Annotated in this window: 17 protein-coding genes; 7 read left to right on the forward strand and 10 right to left on the reverse strand. The window is 63.8% G+C overall.

What is annotated here, in order from left to right:
- Positions 1–29: 29 nt before the first annotated feature.
- From RGUI_RS18615 to RGUI_RS18625, 3 genes are read left to right on the forward strand one after another with little or no spacing between them, the layout of a single operon-like run.
- Entirely contained in the window at positions 30–608 is a 579-nt protein-coding gene (locus RGUI_RS18615; protein WP_081535611.1) for a DUF924 family protein, read from the forward strand.
- 59 nt (positions 609–667) lie between these two features.
- Positions 668–2,062: a dihydrolipoyl dehydrogenase gene (lpdA, locus tag RGUI_RS18620; RefSeq protein WP_081535613.1), complete on the forward strand. Its 1,395-nt coding sequence runs from the start codon at positions 668–670 to the stop codon at positions 2,060–2,062.
- Between the two features lie 16 nt (positions 2,063–2,078).
- A complete protein-coding gene (locus RGUI_RS18625; protein WP_081535615.1) occupies positions 2,079–2,264 on the forward strand; it encodes a hypothetical protein in 186 nt (61 codons plus the stop codon).
- 111 nt (positions 2,265–2,375) lie between these two features.
- Here RGUI_RS18625 and RGUI_RS18630 read toward each other — a convergent pair whose 3' ends face one another.
- Together RGUI_RS18630 and RGUI_RS18635 are read right to left on the reverse strand one after the other, a co-directional pair.
- Positions 2,376–2,738: a rhodanese-like domain-containing protein gene (locus RGUI_RS18630; RefSeq protein ID WP_081535617.1), complete on the reverse strand. Its 363-nt coding sequence runs from the start codon at positions 2,736–2,738 to the stop codon at positions 2,376–2,378.
- Positions 2,739–2,850: 112 nt separating this feature from the next.
- Positions 2,851–3,228, reverse strand: a complete 378-nt coding sequence (locus tag RGUI_RS18635; protein WP_172841200.1) for a rhodanese-like domain-containing protein — start codon at positions 3,226–3,228, stop codon at positions 2,851–2,853.
- Between the two features lie 247 nt (positions 3,229–3,475).
- Between RGUI_RS18635 and uvrA the strand changes: the two genes are divergently transcribed.
- Both uvrA and RGUI_RS18645 read left to right on the forward strand, forming a co-directional pair.
- Entirely contained in the window at positions 3,476–6,334 is a 2,859-nt protein-coding gene (gene uvrA / locus RGUI_RS18640) for an excinuclease ABC subunit UvrA (protein WP_081536175.1), read from the forward strand.
- Between the two features lie 124 nt (positions 6,335–6,458).
- Positions 6,459–7,109, forward strand: coding sequence for a VPLPA-CTERM sorting domain-containing protein (locus tag RGUI_RS18645; RefSeq protein WP_081535621.1), 651 nt, complete (start codon positions 6,459–6,461; stop codon positions 7,107–7,109).
- A gap of 180 nt (positions 7,110–7,289) precedes the next feature.
- Here RGUI_RS18645 and RGUI_RS18650 read toward each other — a convergent pair whose 3' ends face one another.
- The 7 genes from RGUI_RS18650 to RGUI_RS18680 form a co-directional block, all read right to left on the reverse strand.
- The gene (locus tag RGUI_RS18650; protein ID WP_081535623.1) at positions 7,290–7,487 is read right to left on the reverse strand and encodes a DUF2892 domain-containing protein; all 198 of its coding nucleotides are present in this window, start codon (positions 7,485–7,487) and stop codon (positions 7,290–7,292) included.
- Between the two features lie 99 nt (positions 7,488–7,586).
- On the reverse strand, positions 7,587–8,246 hold the full coding sequence (locus tag RGUI_RS18655) for a Crp/Fnr family transcriptional regulator (protein WP_081535625.1): 660 nt from the start codon (positions 8,244–8,246) through the stop codon (positions 7,587–7,589).
- A complete protein-coding gene (mmsB, locus tag RGUI_RS18660) occupies positions 8,243–9,115 on the reverse strand; it encodes a 3-hydroxyisobutyrate dehydrogenase (RefSeq protein WP_081535627.1) in 873 nt (290 codons plus the stop codon). Before mmsB ends, RGUI_RS18655 begins: the two co-directional genes overlap by 4 nt.
- A 14-nt stretch (positions 9,116–9,129) precedes the next feature.
- A complete protein-coding gene (locus RGUI_RS18665; RefSeq protein ID WP_081535629.1) occupies positions 9,130–9,744 on the reverse strand; it encodes a glutathione S-transferase family protein in 615 nt (204 codons plus the stop codon).
- Between the two features lie 43 nt (positions 9,745–9,787).
- Positions 9,788–10,834, reverse strand: a complete 1,047-nt coding sequence (locus RGUI_RS18670; protein ID WP_081535631.1) for an enoyl-CoA hydratase/isomerase family protein — start codon at positions 10,832–10,834, stop codon at positions 9,788–9,790.
- Complete coding sequence (locus tag RGUI_RS18675) at positions 10,831–11,976, reverse strand: acyl-CoA dehydrogenase family protein (RefSeq protein ID WP_081535633.1); 1,146 nt, start codon at positions 11,974–11,976, stop codon at positions 10,831–10,833. The genes RGUI_RS18670 and RGUI_RS18675 overlap by 4 nt, the downstream gene beginning before the upstream one ends.
- Positions 11,977–12,051: 75 nt before the next feature.
- On the reverse strand, positions 12,052–13,185 hold the full coding sequence (locus RGUI_RS18680; protein ID WP_081535635.1) for a carboxylate-amine ligase: 1,134 nt from the start codon (positions 13,183–13,185) through the stop codon (positions 12,052–12,054).
- A gap of 362 nt (positions 13,186–13,547) precedes the next feature.
- Between RGUI_RS18680 and RGUI_RS18685 the strand changes: the two genes are divergently transcribed.
- A complete protein-coding gene (locus RGUI_RS18685) occupies positions 13,548–14,093 on the forward strand; it encodes a VPLPA-CTERM sorting domain-containing protein (RefSeq protein WP_156883029.1) in 546 nt (181 codons plus the stop codon).
- A 65-nt stretch (positions 14,094–14,158) separates the two neighbouring features.
- On the opposite strand, the gene RGUI_RS18690 is transcribed toward RGUI_RS18685, so the two are convergent.
- Positions 14,159–15,658, reverse strand: coding sequence for a CoA-acylating methylmalonate-semialdehyde dehydrogenase (locus RGUI_RS18690; RefSeq protein WP_081535639.1), 1,500 nt, complete (start codon positions 15,656–15,658; stop codon positions 14,159–14,161).
- A gap of 302 nt (positions 15,659–15,960) precedes the next feature.
- Here RGUI_RS18690 and RGUI_RS18695 point away from each other — a divergent pair, with 302 nt between their 5' ends.
- Positions 15,961–16,395, forward strand: a complete 435-nt coding sequence (locus RGUI_RS18695; protein ID WP_081535641.1) for a CBS domain-containing protein — start codon at positions 15,961–15,963, stop codon at positions 16,393–16,395.
- The last annotated feature ends 26 nt before the right edge of the window (positions 16,396–16,421 follow it).

The raw sequence follows: 16,421 nt of genomic DNA on the forward strand, positions 1-16,421 counted from the left end.
AAGGGCTGAAACCGGGTAGGAGGAGTATCATGTCGCGCCAAGAGGAAATCATCGATTTCTGGCTGAACGAGGTCGGCCCCGAGGGCTGGTATGCCGGCAAGCCGGAGACCGACGAGGCGGTCGTGACGCGCTTCAAGCCGGACTGGGAGGCCGCCCATGCGGGCGAATTCCACGACTGGCCGACCAATCCGCAGGGTGCGTTTGCCTACCTGATCCTGACCGACCAGTTTCCGCGCAACATGTTCCGTGACGACTGGCGGTCCTTCGCGACCGACGTTCTGGCGCGCGCCGCCGCCAAGCAGGCGATCGAGCATAATTTCGACATGCGCTTCCCCGAGCCGGAGCGGCATTTCTTCTACATGCCCTTGATGCATTCGGAATGCCTGATGGATCAGGACCGCTGCGTGCGCCTGATGCTGACCCGGATGACCGAGACGGGGGCCGAAAACCTGCTGCACGCCAAGGCGCATCGCGAACTGATCCGCCGCTTCGGCCGGTTTCCGTTCCGCAACGACGCGCTGCATCGCGGCTCCTCTGACGATGAAAAGGCGTTCCTGTCGGCGGGCGGCTATGGCGCCTGCGTGGAAGAACTGCGCGCGGCATCCTGATCCGGAACGGGCTGCGGGCCCGACGGCTGCATCGGTAGAACGAGGGGGAGGGCGGCGCCATGACTGCGCAGCAATTCGACATGATCGTGATTGGCGCCGGGCCAGGCGGCTATGTCGCAGCGATCCGCGGTGCCCAGCTTGGCCTGAAGGTCGCCGTGGTCGAGCGGGAGCATCTGGGCGGCATCTGCCTGAACTGGGGCTGCATCCCGACCAAGGCGCTGTTGCGTTCGGCCGAGGTGTTCCACCTGATGCATCGCGCCAAGGAATTCGGCCTGAAGGCCGAGGGCATCGGCTATGATCTTGACGCTGTGGTCAAACGGTCCCGCGCGGTGTCAAGGCAACTCGCCTCCGGTGTCGGCCACCTTCTGAAAAAGAACAAGGTCACCGTTGTGATGGGGGAGGCGACGCTGCCCGCCAAGGGCAAGGTCGCGGTCAAGACCGACAAGGGCACCGAGGAGCTGACCGCGAAATCCATCGTGCTGGCGACGGGCGCGCGGGCGCGCGAGTTGCCGGGGCTGGAGGCGGACGGCAAGCGCGTCTGGTCCTACAAACACGCGCTGGTGCCACCCCATGAGCCCAAGAGGCTTTTGGTCATCGGCTCCGGCGCCATCGGGATCGAGTTTGCGAGCTTCTACAACACGCTTGGGGCCTCAACCACCGTGGTCGAGGTGATGGAGCGCATCCTGCCGGTGGAAGACGCCGAGATCTCGGCCTTCGCAAAGAAGCAGTTCGAAAAGCAGGGCATGACGATCCGCGAGAAGGCGACCGTGAAGAAGCTGGACCGCGCCGCCGACAAGGTCACCGCCCATATTGAGCAGGGCGGCAAGACCGAGACGGTCGAGGTCGATACGGTGATTTCCGCCGTGGGCATCGTCGGCAATGTCGAGGGGCTGGGGCTGGAGGCCCTTGGCGTCAAGGTCGACCGAACCCATGTCGTCGTGGACGAGTTTTGCCGCACCGCGGTGGAGGGGCTATATGCCATCGGCGATATCGCCGGGCCGCCCTGGCTGGCGCACAAGGCCAGCCATGAAGGCGTGATGGTGGCCGAACTGGTCGCGGGCGGGCATCCCCATCCGATCCGCCCTGGCTCCATCGCGGGGTGCACCTATTGCCACCCGCAGGTGGCCAGCATCGGCCTGACCGAGGCGCGGGCCAAGGAAAAGGGGTTCGAGATCAAGGTCGGCCGCTTTCCCTTCATCGGCAACGGCAAGGCCATCGCCCTTGGGGAGTCCGAGGGCATGATCAAGACCGTGTTCGATGCGAAGACCGGGGAACTGCTGGGCGCCCATATGGTCGGGGCCGAGGTCACGGAACTGATCCAGGGCTATGTCGTGGGGCGTAGTCTTGAGACGACCGAGGCCGCCCTTGCCGAAACCATCTTCCCGCATCCGACGCTGAGCGAGATGATGCACGAGGCCGTTCTGGACGCCGACGGGCGGGCCATTCATTTCTGACGGTGCAGAGGCCGTGGTGGACCTGAAATCCAAACGAAAGGAACTTCAGGGCGTCAACGGGGCGGTCGGGCTTGTCGTGGGCATGGGTGGCATCGTCGGCCATCTTTACCGCCCCGATCTGGCCGTGTTCCTGATGCTTGCGATCTGGATTGTTGGCGCAACGCTGATCAACCTGCTGACCGATCCGCCGCGCCGGAAATAGAACTGCCCCTTGCGCGCGCCGAAGGAATGGTGCTGCTCCGCATGCCAGCAACGGTGACGACGGGGTTGGGGAATGCGCCCCGTGGTGAACGCGCCGGTCCCGCGGTCGCCCCTATTTCTCGACCGGCAGCCCGGCCCCCACCCAGTCGCGGAATGTGCCAAGGTTGTAGACGTTTTCATAGCCCAGCTTCTTCATCGTCCGGGCGGCCATCAGGGACCGGGCGCCGTTCGCGCAATACAGGGCAAAGGTGTTCGAGGGGGCGAACGGCTCCGCACCGCTTCCCGCCTTTTGCCGGATCATCGACATCGGCACGTTCAGCGCACCCTTGCATTTGCCGGAGGCCGCGATCTCGCGCGCCTCGCGCACGTCGATCAGCACGATCTTGCCCTTCTTCGCGGCCGTCCATGCATCCATCGGCTGGATCGTCTCGACCGGGGGAAACATGTCTTTGAAGAACGCGCCGATATTGAACATGACGTCTCCTGCGGTTTCGATGCCCCGCGGTGATCGGGGGGCGGCAAGGGGGGTAAGCGGCCCCCTTGCGGTGTTCCCGGGGGCGCGGTGGTTCAGTGGCGCGAATGCGGGGCTATTTCTCGACCGGCAGCTTGGCGTTCAGCCATTCGCGGAAAGCGCCCATGTTGTACACATTCTCATAGCCGAGCTTCTTGAACACGCGCGCGGCGGCGATCGCGTCGCTGCCGTTTTCGCAATAGAACGCAAAGGTCTTGGCGGGGTCCAGCGCCGGGTCGAAATGCGGGCTTTTGCGGTTCGCCTTGTGGCGGGTCATGTGCATCGGGATGTGGATCGCGCCCCGGCATTTGCCGAAGCGGGCGATCTCATGGGGTTCGCGCACATCGATCAGCACGATCTCTCCCTTTTCGGCGAACTCCCAGGCATCCTTTGCCCGGATTTCCTCGACATAGGGGTAGACCTTCAAGATTAAGTCGGCCCAGTTGCTGAACATGGCGTTTCCTCCGTCGGTGCAGCACGCGGCGTGGACTATACGCAACCGCGCCGGATTGTTAAGGGGAGATCGGCGTACAGGCTGACGCGGGTGCCGTGGTGTCGACGGCTTGGATGGGCGGCGGGACGGCATCGCGGGATGACCGCCCCGCGCCTGCCCCTGTCTTGTTCCCGGTGTGTTCTGTCATTCGGCTTGGCGATCCGGTCCGGATGCCCTATCTTCTGCAACGGCTTTTTCGGGGATGCGCATGTCAGAGCTCAAGTTCATCGAGGTGCGCGGCGCGCGCGAGCATAACCTCAAAGGAATCGATGTCGATATCCCGCGCGATGCGTTGGTGGTGATCACCGGGCTGTCGGGCTCTGGCAAGTCCTCCCTTGCCTTCGACACGATCTATGCGGAGGGGCAGCGCCGTTACGTGGAATCGCTGTCCGCCTATGCGCGGCAATTCCTCGACATGATGGAAAAGCCCGATGTGGAACATATCGCAGGCCTTAGCCCGGCGATTTCCATCGAGCAGAAGACGACATCGAAGAACCCCCGCTCCACCGTTGGCACGGTGACCGAGATCTATGACTACATGCGGCTTCTGTTCGCGCGCGCGGGCACCCCCTACAGCCCCGCCACCGGTCTGCCGATCGAGGCGCAGCAGGTGCAGGACATGGTCGACCGCGTGATGGCGATGGAGGAGGGGACCCGCGCCTATCTGCTGGCCCCGATCATCCGCGACCGGAAGGGGGAGTATAAGAAAGAGTTCCTTGAACTCCGCAAGCAGGGCTTTCAGCGGGTGAAGGTCGACGGCGAGTTCTATGACCTTGATGAGCCTCCGACGCTGGACAAGAAGTTCCGCCACGATATCGATGTCGTGGTCGACCGTATCGTCGTGAAAGAGGGGCTGGAGACGCGACTGGCCGACAGTTTCCGTACCGCGCTTGACCTGGCCGACGGGATCGCGGTGCTGGAGACCGCGCCGAAAGAGGGCGACCCGGAACGCCATACCTTCAGCGAAAACTTCGCCTGCCCGGTGTCCGGCTTCACCATCCCCGAGATCGAGCCGCGGCTGTTTTCGTTCAACGCCCCCTTCGGCGCCTGCCCCGATTGCGACGGGCTGGGGGTAGAGCTGTTCTTTGACGAACGGCTGGTCGTGCCCGACGCGGCGCTGACCGTTTATGACGGCGCCATCGCGCCGTGGCGCAAGGGCAAGTCCCCTTATTTTCGCCAGACGATCGAGGCGATTGCGGCCCATTACGAGTTCGACAAGGACACGCCTTGGAAGAACCTGCCGAAATTTGTGCAGCAGGTTTTCCTGTACGGCTCTGGCGACGAAGAAATCCCCTTCCGTTATGACGAGGGCGGGCGCATCTATAATGTCACGCGGCCCTTTGAGGGGGTGATCCCCAACATGGAACGCCGCTATCGCGAGACCGACAGCAACTGGGTCCGCGAGGAGTTCGAGCGCTATCAGAACAACCGCCCCTGCCATACCTGCGGCGGCCATCGTCTTAGGGCCGAGGCGCTGGCCGTGAAGATCGCGGGGCTGCATGTGGGTGAAGTGGTACAGATGTCGATCCGGGAGGCGCTGGCCTGGGTAGAGGCCGCGCCCGACAGCCTGTCGAGGCAGAAGAACGAGATCGCCCGGGCCATCCTGAAGGAAATCCGCGAGCGGCTGGGCTTTCTGAACAATGTCGGGCTGGATTATCTGACGCTGGCGCGCAATGCCGGGACGTTGTCGGGGGGGGAGAGCCAGCGCATTCGTCTGGCCAGCCAGATCGGTTCGGGCCTGACCGGGGTTCTGTACGTCCTCGACGAACCTTCCATCGGGTTGCACCAGCGTGACAACGGGCGGCTGTTGCAGACGCTGAAGAACCTGCGCGATCAGGGCAATTCCGTGCTGGTGGTCGAGCATGACGAGGAGGCGATCCGGGAGGCCGACTATGTCCTCGACATCGGCCCCGGGGCTGGCGTGCATGGTGGGCAGATCGTGTCACAGGGGACGCCCGCGGAGATCGCGGCCGATGCGGCCTCTGTCACCGGGCAATACCTGTCGGGCAGCCGTGAAATCGCCGTGCCGGCAGAGCGGCGCAAGGGCAACGGCAAGAAGATCACCGTGGTCAAGGCGACCGGCAACAACCTGAAGGATGTGACCGTCGATTTCCCGCTGGGGAAATTCGTCTGCGTGACGGGCGTGTCGGGCGGGGGCAAGTCCACGCTGACGATCGAGACGCTGTTCAAGACCGCCTCGATGCGGCTGAACGGGGCGCGCCAGACGCCCGCGCCCTGCGAAACGATCAAGGGGCTGACCCACCTCGACAAGGTGATCGATATCGACCAGCGCCCGATCGGGCGGACGCCGCGGTCAAACCCCGCGACTTATACCGGCGCCTTCACGCCAATCCGCGACTGGTTCGCCGGTTTGCCCGAGGCCAAGGCGCGCGGCTATAAACCAGGGCGCTTCAGCTTCAACGTCAAGGGCGGGCGCTGCGAGGCCTGCCAGGGCGACGGTGTCATCAAGATCGAGATGCACTTTCTGCCCGATGTGTATGTAACTTGCGAGACGTGTCATGGCGCCCGATACAATCGGGAAACCCTTGAGATAAAGTTTAAGGGCAAGAGCATCGCCGACGTGCTCGACATGACGGTCGAGGATGCACAGGATTTCTTCAAGGCGGTCCCCTCGATCCGCGAGAAGATGGATGCGCTGGTCCGTGTGGGCCTTGGCTATATCAAGGTGGGTCAGCAGGCCACGACGCTGTCGGGGGGCGAGGCGCAGCGGGTAAAACTGTCGAAGGAGTTGTCGAAACGCGCCACCGGGCGGACGCTCTACATTCTCGACGAACCGACGACGGGCCTGCATTTCGAGGATGTGCGGAAGCTGCTGGAGGTGCTGCACGAACTGGTGGAGCAGGGCAACACCGTCGTGGTGATCGAGCATAATCTGGACGTCATCAAGACCGCCGACTGGATCATCGACATCGGCCCCGAAGGCGGCGATGGCGGGGGCGAGATCGTGGCCGAGGGCACGCCGGAAGAGATTGCTGACGTCGAGCGAAGCCATACCGGGCGGTATCTGAAGGATATGCTGGGGCCGCGAAAGGTGGCGGCAGAGTAAAACTCTGCCTCAGGTTTCCGCCACGAAAAGCAAGGCCGTTGCGAAGATGCGGCCGCATCGAATTTCTGATACCATTGAACCGTGAAAGGCCACCCTTTCGTTGTTCTTTGGAGGAGGGAACAAGATGGCGTTTATTGACAGGTTTGTCGGGCTTCTGACCTCGGCATTGGTTCTGGCGCAACCGGCCGGCGCGGCCCTTGTTGCGGCGGACTGGGTGGATGAAACCGCGGGTGTGCTTGGCGGTGTGGGGTTCACGGTCACAGGCGGGGATTCTCACTTTCCGCCGGTTTTGATGTCCGATCTGTCTGGCAGCGATTACAGCTATGCGCCGCTGAAGAATGTCGAGGTTCTGCAATACCGGACAAACGCCAATATCTCTTTCGTCTTCGATACGCCGATCAGCAACCTGCTGCTTTATGCGGGATATTGGCGTGGCGAGTTTGTGAGTGGTTTCGATGAACCGGCATCTGTCTATACGCTGAGCCCGGCGTTCAGTGTCGAGTCTGGCTTCACCAAATCGCAAATCGCGGGCCCGACGATATCCATCGACGATGACGTTACCGATTTCGACGGCGGGATACTGAGCTTTGCCGGGCCGGTCAGTTCCCTGTCGATCACCTACACGGCCGGTGCCGACCTGGACTATGGTCAATCTCTGACCTTCGCCGTCGATCTGGCACCTGTCCCGATTCCGGCAGGGATTGTCCTGATGGTGACGGGGGTTGGATGTCTCGGCGCGGCGTCGCGTCGGCGCATGTCACAAGGGCAGATGTGAAGGCTGCCTGTTGCGCTCGTCGCGTTCGCGGCTGGGGGTGACAGGCTGACTTTCCACCGCCCGTATCCGGTCCTTAAGGCAGATCGACCGTTGTGTCGGCAGACGCGGTGCCCCGGAAAGCCTTACGTCAAGACAGGTTGCCCCGCACCCCGTTCGCTCAGGGTGCGGGGCAGGTACAGATCAGTCTTTCGTCGTGCAGGTGTTCACGCCGATGAAGTTGTAGAGCATGCAGGTCTGCATGATGCCGGTGCCCAGCGCCACGAGACCGAGGATGACGAAGATCCAGTGGCCGCCGCCAAGCAGGCCGAAGGCCAGCAGAAGGGCGCCAACAACGATACGGGCGATGCGGTCGATGCCGCCGACGTTTTTCTTGAGCATGGGTCTCTCTCCGATGGTGCAGAAATGCGTTCAAGGCCCGAATCTCTCGGGCCTCTCACTTCAGCATGCCTTAACCATTAGGACAGGTCTGTGACTGTGTCACGCGGCCCGCCCCTGCGCGGCAAGGCCGGCAAGGGTTTCGGGGTCTTCCAGCGTCACCACGCCGCGGTCCACACGGACCAGACCGGCCTTTGAAAGCGCATCCAGCCGGCGCGACACGACCTCGCGCGCGGTGCCGATGCGGGTCGCGATCTCCTGGTGGGTGGCGTGGACGGTGCCGTCTTTCGCGTTGTCCAGCAGATCGGCTGCAAGACGGCTTTCGACCTTTTGAAAGGCCACCCGTTCCAGCAGCGACATGACCGCCTGCAACCGCCGGGCGAAGGCGCCGAACACGAAGCGGCGGAAGACGGGGGAGGTGTCCATGATCGACAGGAACGCCTCGCGCGGGATCAGCACCGCCTCGCAATCGGTGACGGTGATCGCTTCGCCGGTGTAGTCTTCTCCGCCCAGAAGGCCGAGGGTGGACTGTACGCAGGACTGGCCCGGCTCGATCCCGTAAAGCAGGATCTCGCGCCCGGTCGGGCCGATCAGGAAGACCTCCACCCGGCCCGACAAAAGGATGGTGAAGCCGCGCGCCGCCTCTCCGGGACAGAACAGCACCTTGCCCTTGGGCAGGCGCATGATCGGCAGGCTCTCAAGCCGGGCAGCGGTGCCCGGTTCGATCCCTTCAAGGCCCGTGGCGCGCGACAGCCAACTCATGATCGGCCGCGCTTCACGAACCGGGGCAGCATTGCCGAGAAATCCATACCGCGTCCCCCTTCCTGTTCGACATACTCAGCATAAAGGTCCGCAGCGCGTTTGCCCATCGGCGTATCGGCATCGACGGCCTCGGCCGCCTGTTGGGACAGGCGCAGGTCCTTCAGCATCAGCTCTGCTGCGAAACCGGGCTTATAGTCATTGTCGGCGGGGCTTTTCGGCCCGATGCCGGGGGCGGGGCAATAGGCGTTCATCGTCCAACTGTAGCCCGAGGATGTCGAGACCACGTCAAACATCTTGTCGCGGGCAAGGCCCAGCTTGTCGGCCAGGGCGAATGCCTCGCATGTTGCGATCATGGTCGCGCCAAGGATCATGTTGTTGCAGATCTTCGCCGCCTGTCCATTGCCGCTGGGCCCGCAATGCACGGCCTTCTGGCCCATGACGTCGAAGAGCGGCCGCACCTTTTCGAACGCGTCTTCGCTGCCGCCGGCCATGAAGGTCAGCGTACCTGCGGTTGCCCCGCCGACCCCGCCTGAAACAGGGGCGTCAACGGCCAGCACGCCCAGCGCCGCCGCCTGATCCGCCACGGCGCGGGCGCTGTCGACATCGACGGTCGAGCAATCCAGATGCACCGCGCCCTTGTCCATCCCCTTCAGGATGTCCGCGGCGACGGCGCGCAGGATCGATCCGTCGGGCAGCATGGTGACCACGACCTCCTGCCCCTTGGCGGCCTCTGCCGCGGTCGCGGCCTTGGTCACACCTTCGGGCATCGGGGCGGCAAGGTCGAACCCTGTCACCTGATGCCCGGCCTTCACAAGGTTCGCCGCCATCGGCGCGCCCATGTTTCCCAGTCCGATAAAGCCGATTTTCATGTGCTTTCCTCCCCTCAGATATGTCCTGTCGCTTCGATCCGCGAGAACGGTGCGTCGCAGAACGGGCTGCGCGCTTCGCAAAATGCCCGATGCGCCGCCAATGCCGAATAGCTGTCCGGGGTCAAAGCGGGATGTTTTTCCGCGATATACGTGGTTGCGCAGGCCAAGGCGAGATCGGCGCGGGTCAGACGCCCGTCGCATACCCAAGTACCCATGGCGCGCGATTCTAGCCAAGCCATGGCCTGCGAGATCTGCCGGTCGATCCGGTCGAGTGTTTGTGGGTCCGGCTGGATACGGCGCAATTCGGCGCTGCGCCCCACGGCCTTTTCCGCCAGTCCGATCGCGGTTGCCTCGATGGCCAGCATGTCCACCAGCCCGGCGCCTGTGACGGTCAGCGTGGGGCCGGGCTGCGTTGCGTCCAGCCATTCAAGGATGGCGTGGCTGTCGGTCAGCACCCGGCCATCGTCAAGCGTCAGCGCAGGCGCCCGGCCAAGCGGATTGGCAGCCGACAGCGCGTCGAAGTCGCACAGGACCGACAGCGCGCGCCGGTCGTAGTCGAGGCCGTAGTGATGCAGCGCAAGTGCCGCCCGGCGGACGAACGGGCTGTCCATCAGACCCCAGAGGATCATGCGACAGCCCCCGCCCGGCGAGCGGGTTTCCGCCCGTCCCCTGTCACCCCAGCGCCGTGTCGAGGTTCAGCCCCTCGTCGCCCAGGGGCGCCAGCATCGCGGCGATGTCTTCGTCGGGCACCGCGCCCAGATCGGTGTGCCGCCAGCGCGGGGATTTGTCCTTGTCGATGATCGCCGCACGGATCCCTTCAAGGAAATCGGAATGCTCCGGCGCACGATGGGTGAAACGGTACTCCAGCGCCAGCGCCTCGCGGATTGTGGTGCCGGGCCCCATCCGGTTCTGCATCTCGATGGCGCAGGCGATGGCCAGCGGGCTGCCACGGGTCAGGCGCTTCAGCGTATCGGCCGCGAAGTCCGAACTGTCCGCACGCAGCGCCGCAACCACGTCGCGCAGCGTTTCACCGGCGAATGCGGCATCGACTGCGGCCTGAAGGCCGGGCAGGGCGCCCCGGTCGGGGGTTTGGCCAGCATTCTCGACCGCGCCGATATCGCCGGTCGCAATCAACTCGGCGGTCAGGTCGGGCCAATCGGCCTCGGGTATGAAATGATCGGCAAAGCCCGCATAGATCGCGTCGGCCGGCCCCATGCGGCGCCCGGTGGTTCCCAGATAGGCGCCCATGTGGCCCGGTGCCCGCGCCAACAAGAGCGACCCGCCCACATCGGGCACCAGCCCGATCCCGCATTCGGGCATGGCGATCTGGCTGGTCTCGCCGACAACCCGGTGCGATCCGTGGCACCCGGCGCCGACTCCGCCCCCCATGGTGAAGCCCTGAAGCAGGCTGACCACTGGCTTTGGGTATTCGTCGATCTTGGCGTTCATCCGGTATTCGTCGCGCCAGAATTTCTGACCGTAGGCAAAGTCGCCCCTGGTGCCGGTTTCATACATCACCGCGATGTCGCCGCCCGCGCAGAACGCCTTGTCCCCCGCCGCGTCCATCAGCACCAGCGCGACGGCGTCATCGTCGCGCCAGTCGTCCAGCGCGGCCTCGATCGCAAGGCACATCTCATAGGTCAGCGCGTTCAGCGCCTTTGGCCGGTTCAGCGTGATGCGGCCCGCGCGGCCTTCTACCCGGATATCGATGTCGCTCATCCCCGCGCCTCCAGCAGGTGGCGGGCGGTGATCAGGCGCATGATCTCGTTCGTGCCTTCGAGGATCTGGTGCACCCGCAGATCCCGCACGATCTTTTCGATGCCGTAATCGGCCAGATAGCCATAGCCGCCATGCAGTTGCAGGCACTGGTCGGCCACGCGGCTGCCGGCCTCGGTCACGAACTTCTTGGCCATGGCGCAGAACTTGGTGGCATCCGGCGCGCCCTGATCCAGCTTCCACGCCGCTTGGCGCAGAAAGGTGCGCGCGGCCTGCAACTCGATCTCGGCATCGGCCAGCCGGAATTGCAGCGCCTGGAACTGGTCGATGGATTTCCCAAAGGCCTTGCGCTCCCCCATATAGGTCAGCGTCGCGTCAAGGGCCGCCTGCGCGGCGCCCAGCGAACAGGCCGCGATGTTCAGCCGTCCGCCGTCCAGCCCCATCATCGCATAGCGAAAGCCCTTGCCTTCCTCGCCCAACAGGTTCGCCGCCGGGACCGCGCAGCCGTCGAATTGCACCTGCCGGGTGGGTTGCGCGCGCCAGCCCATCTTGGATTCCAGCCCGCCAAAGCTGAGGCCCTCGGCGCCGTCCTCCACGATCAAGGCAGAGATCCCGCGCGGGCCGTCCTCTCCCGTGCGCGCCATCACGATATAGGCGTCGGAATAACCGCCGCCGGAGATGAAGGCCTTCGTCCCGGTCAGGGCAAAGCCCTCATTCGTGCGTTCCGCGCGGGTTTTCAGGGCCGCCGCGTCGGACCCCGATCCGGGCTCTGTCAGGCAATAGGAAAAGACCTTTTCCATTGTCAGCGCCGGGGCGAGGAAGCGGTTCTTCTGCTCATCCGTGCCGAAGGCGTCCAGCATCTTGGCGCACATGTTGTGGATCGACAGGAATGCCGCGACCGAGGGGCAGGCCATCGACAGCGCCTCGAACACCAGGGTCGCGTCAAGCCGGGTCAGGCCCGAACCGCCCGACTCCTCGCTGACATAGATGCCCGCCAGCCCCAGTTCGGCGATCTTCGGCCAAAGCTCTTTCGGGATCGTCCCGTCCTGTTCCCAGGCCAGCGCGTGGGGCGCGATATTGTCCGCCCCGAATCCGCGTGCCATGTCGAAGATCGCGGTCTGCTCCTCGCTGAGTGCGAAATCCACTTGCCTCACCTCCCCGCGCTTATTGAACGCGTGTTCATTTGGCAGAGCCTGCGGGCCGATTGCAAGCGTCCGCCGTCAAAGATCGGCGTTGTATTCCTCGATCAGCGCGCGGATCACCGCACAGAAGGCATCGTCCGGATCCTTGCCCTCACTGACCGCCTGTGCATGGACGGCGCGCTGGCGATCTGCGCTGGTCCCGTTGGCGATCACGTTGCGGGCGGCGTTGATCTCATCCAGACAGCCAAGCACGGCGGCGTCGGCCTCGACCAGCGTGATCAGTTCTTCCAGCAGGTCGACGAAGGGAACGACTTCCTTGCGCCCGAAATCGATCAGCCCCTCATTCGCGCCATAGCGCTGGGCCAGCCAGCGGTTTTCCCCCACGAGGAAGCGTTCATAGACCCGCCAACGCTGGTTCAGGCTGGCCAGCCGCCACAGCATCCGCGTGACGCATTGGGTCATGGCCGCAATCGAAAGGGTGTGTTCCAGCCGGGGGGTGACATCGCAGATACGGGATTCCAGCGTCGGGAACCGGGCCGAGGGGCGCAAATCCCACCAGATCTTCGTGGCGTCCCCGATCATGCCCAGATTCACCAGCACGCCGACCGACCGTTCATAGTCTGACCAGCTTGCAAAGCGCGGGGGCAGCCCTGTTCGGGGCAGGTTGTCGAACACCGTGAGGCGATAGGAGGCCAGTTCGGTATCCACCCCCTGCCAGAAGGGCGAGGATGTGGACATCGCCAGGAAATGCGGCAGGAAATAGGTCAGTTGCGCCATCAGGTCGATGCGCTGATCCTTGTCGGGTACGCCGACATGGACATGCATGCCACAGATCAGCATCCGCCGGGCGACTGCGGCCAAGGCCTTGTCGAGGTCGTTATACCGGTCCTTGTTGGTGTGGTGCTGCTGTTTCCAATCGGCCATCGGGTGGCAGGACACGGCGATCGGGGCAAGACCGAAGCGGCCCGCATGTTTCGCGACGGTGGCGCGCAGGCGGCGCAGGTCTTCGCGGGCCTCTCCCACGGTCTTGCAGACGCGGGTGCCGACCTCGATCTGGCATTGCAGGAATTCCGGCGTGACCTGATCGCCCAGTTCGTCGGCACAGGCCTGCATCAACTCCTTCGGCGCCTCGGCCAGCGCGCAGGTATCGAGATCGACCAGAAGATACTCTTCCTCGATGCCGATCGTGAAGTCGGGTTCGGTAGCTGTCATTCGACCGCTCCGCCAGTGGATCGTGAACGGCATTGTCAGCAGGAAAACCGCCTTGGGGCAAGTCCCCTGCGCGCGGCACAGGCACATATTCCGGCGAAGGCCCATGGACGATACCGCCTGTTCGGCGTGAAACCGCGAATCGATTGTCGCAGGCTTTACGCTTTGACCGGTGCGGCGCCGTCGGCAAGCAACTGGCGGTGGTATTGCCGAAAGGATATGGCGAAGCTTTGTGCACTTGTAGGTCCGGATCCGAAAATTTTATGACGCCTCGGGAAAATGTTCTTCCCATTCGCGTGAAATGCTTCGAAAGACCCTGCAATTGATGTAAGTTAACTTCAGTTTTTAGCGGTGGGGAGCGGTCCTTGACACACATTCTTAAGACTTTGGCAGGCGGAACCGCGTTGGCGTTCACGCTCGCAGCGGGCTACGCAAGTGCGACGACGGTTTATTACGGAGAGGGCGCGGGCAACGACCCGTTCCCGGAGCCCTTGCTGGGGGCCGAGGCGCTGGCAAAATGCGATCAGGGCGGCGGCTCTGGCACGTGTATCGCGTGGGAAGACGCGCCCGAAGCGCAGGGCGGGGCAGAGGGTGACTACAGCGCTGCCTTTTCGGTGGTTTACAGCGGAAACCAGTCCTTCGGCTGGTCCTTCGACAGCAGTCTCGTGACCGGCGCGTCGAACGTGCTGTTGCCGACGATCATCGCCGTGAAGGCCGCGAACAAGTACCAGATCTTCGAGATCACGGGCGGTGACGTGTCCGGGACCATCGATATTTCGGGGTATCAAAGAAACGACATCTCGCATGTCAGTTTCTACAACATCGCAGCGGTGCCTTTGCCTGCGGCCGGCTGGATGCTGATCGGTGGTCTGGGCGGTCTTGCCGCGATGCAGCGCCGGAAGACGGGCTGACAAACCCCAAGATGACTTGAAGTGATCGGGGGCGGCCGTGTTGGCCGCCCCTGGCCATTCCGGCGTCAGTCCATCTGTTTGAAGTGGAACTCGCCGCCTTCTTTCAGGCCCGATGGCCAGCGCGCGGTGACCGTCTTGGTGCGGGTGTAGAACCGGAAGGCATCCGGCCCATGCTGGTTCAGGTCGCCGAAGCCCGACTTCTTCCAGCCGCCGAAGGTGTGATAGGCCAGCGGCACCGGGATCGGCACGTTGATCCCCACCATGCCGATATTGATGCGCGACGCAAAATCGCGCGCGGTGTCGCCGTCGCGGGTGAATATCGCGGTGCCGTTTCCGTATTCGTGGTCCATCGCGTAACCCAGCGCCTCCTCATAGGTCTTGGCGCGAACGGTCGAGAGCACGGGCCCGAAGATCTCTTGCCGGTAGATCTCCATGTCGGTCGTCACCTTGTCGAACAGGCTGGGCCCTACGAAGTAGCCGTTTTCATAGCCTTGCAGGGCAAAGTTCCGGCCGTCGACGACCAGGTCTGCGCCTTGGTCGACACCGGAATTGATCAGCCCCAGCACCCGCTCTTTCGCCTGCGCGGTAACCAGCGGCCCATAGTCCACCCCGTCGCCCGAGGTGTAGGGCCCGACCTTCAGCTTTTCGATCCGGGGCACCAGTTTCTCGATCAGGCGGTCGGCGGTCTCATCGCCCACCGGCACGGCCACGGAAATCGCCATGCAGCGTTCGCCCGCGGCACCATAGCCCGCACCGACCAGCGCATCGGCGGCCTGGTCCATGTCGGCATCGGGCATGACGATCATGTGGTTCTTGGCGCCCCCGAAGCATTGCACCCGCTTGCCGTTGGAACACCCGCGGCCATAGATGTATTCGGCAATCGGCGTGGACCCGACAAAGCCGATGGCCTGCACGGTCGGGTTGTCGAGGATGGCGTCCACCGCCTCCTTGTCGCCGTTGACGACCTGCAGGCAGCCATCGGGCAGGCCGGCCTCTTTCAGCAGGTCCGCCAGCATCAGCGGCACGGACGGATCGCGTTCCGACGGTTTCAGGATAAAGGCGTTCCCGGCGGCCAGCGCGGGACCCATCTTCCACATCGGGATCATGGCGGGGAAGTTGAAAGGCGTGATGCCCGCCACGACGCCCAGCGGCTGCCGCATCGAATACATGTCGATGCCGGGGCCGGCGCTGTCGGTAAACTCGCCCTTCAGCAGATGCGGCGCCCCGATGCAGAACTCGATCACCTCAAGCCCGCGCTGCACATCGCCCTTGGCATCGGGGATGGTCTTGCCATGTTCGGAACTCAGCGCCTCGGCCAGCTTGTCCATGTCGCGGTTCAGCAGGCGGACGAACTCCATCATCACGCGCGCCCGGCGTTGCGGGTTGGTCGCACCCCAGGCCGGCTGGGCCTCGGCAGCGGCAGCGATGGCAGCGTCCATCTCGGCCTTGCTGGCCAGCGGGACCTTTGCCTGCACCTCGCCCAGGGCCGGGTTGTAGACATCGGCAAAGCGGCCGGATGTGCCCGGAACCGCGGCGCCGTTCACGAAATGTGTCAATTCTTTCATTTGTTCCTCCCGTAGTGTTTGCCGGGCAGCATAGACAGGCGCCTTGCCACGCGAAAGCGGCAGATGCACAGCGGATGCGGCAAGGGAACGCGTTTCCCTGCGAAATCCGTATGTCAGCCCCGAACATGCGCGCCCTGCTTGCCCGAATTGCCTGTCAAAACGCAAGGGAGAGGGCAACCCACCAGCCCGATGTTCCCGCCGCAAGCAAGACGCGCCGGTTTCACTTCGTGAGTCGCGCGCTTGACAGAATGCCGCAGGTTGGGGGACCATTTTCCACTCACTCGGGAAATGGGAGGAAAACCATGCAAGTCAGGCAGATTCTGTCATTCAAATTGCTGCCCGGCGTCGCAACGATTCAGCGCGATGCGCGCGTGTCCGAAGCGGCCTCGGAAATGGCGGCGCGCCGCATCGGGGCGCTGGTCGTCAGCAGCGACGGCACCACGGTCGATGGCATCCTGTCCGAACGCGACATCGTGCGCGAACTGGGCCGTCGCGGGCCGGTGTGCCTGAGCGATATGGTTGGGCAGATCATGACGCGCGAAATCCAGACCTGCCAACTGGATGATCGGGCCGACGATATCCTGTCGCTGATGACCGAGGGCCGGTTCCGCCACATGCCGGTGATGCAGGGCGGAAAGATGGTGGCCCTGATCTCCATCGGCGACGTGATCAAGGCGCGGCTGTCGGAACTGACGATGGAGAAGAAGGCCCTTGAAGACATGATCATGGGGTTCTGAGGTTTCGCTGCAACTGCGAAATTCCG

Source organism: Rhodovulum sp. P5 (assembly GCF_002079305.1).
Taxonomy (GTDB): Bacteria; Pseudomonadota; Alphaproteobacteria; order Rhodobacterales; family Rhodobacteraceae; genus Rhodovulum.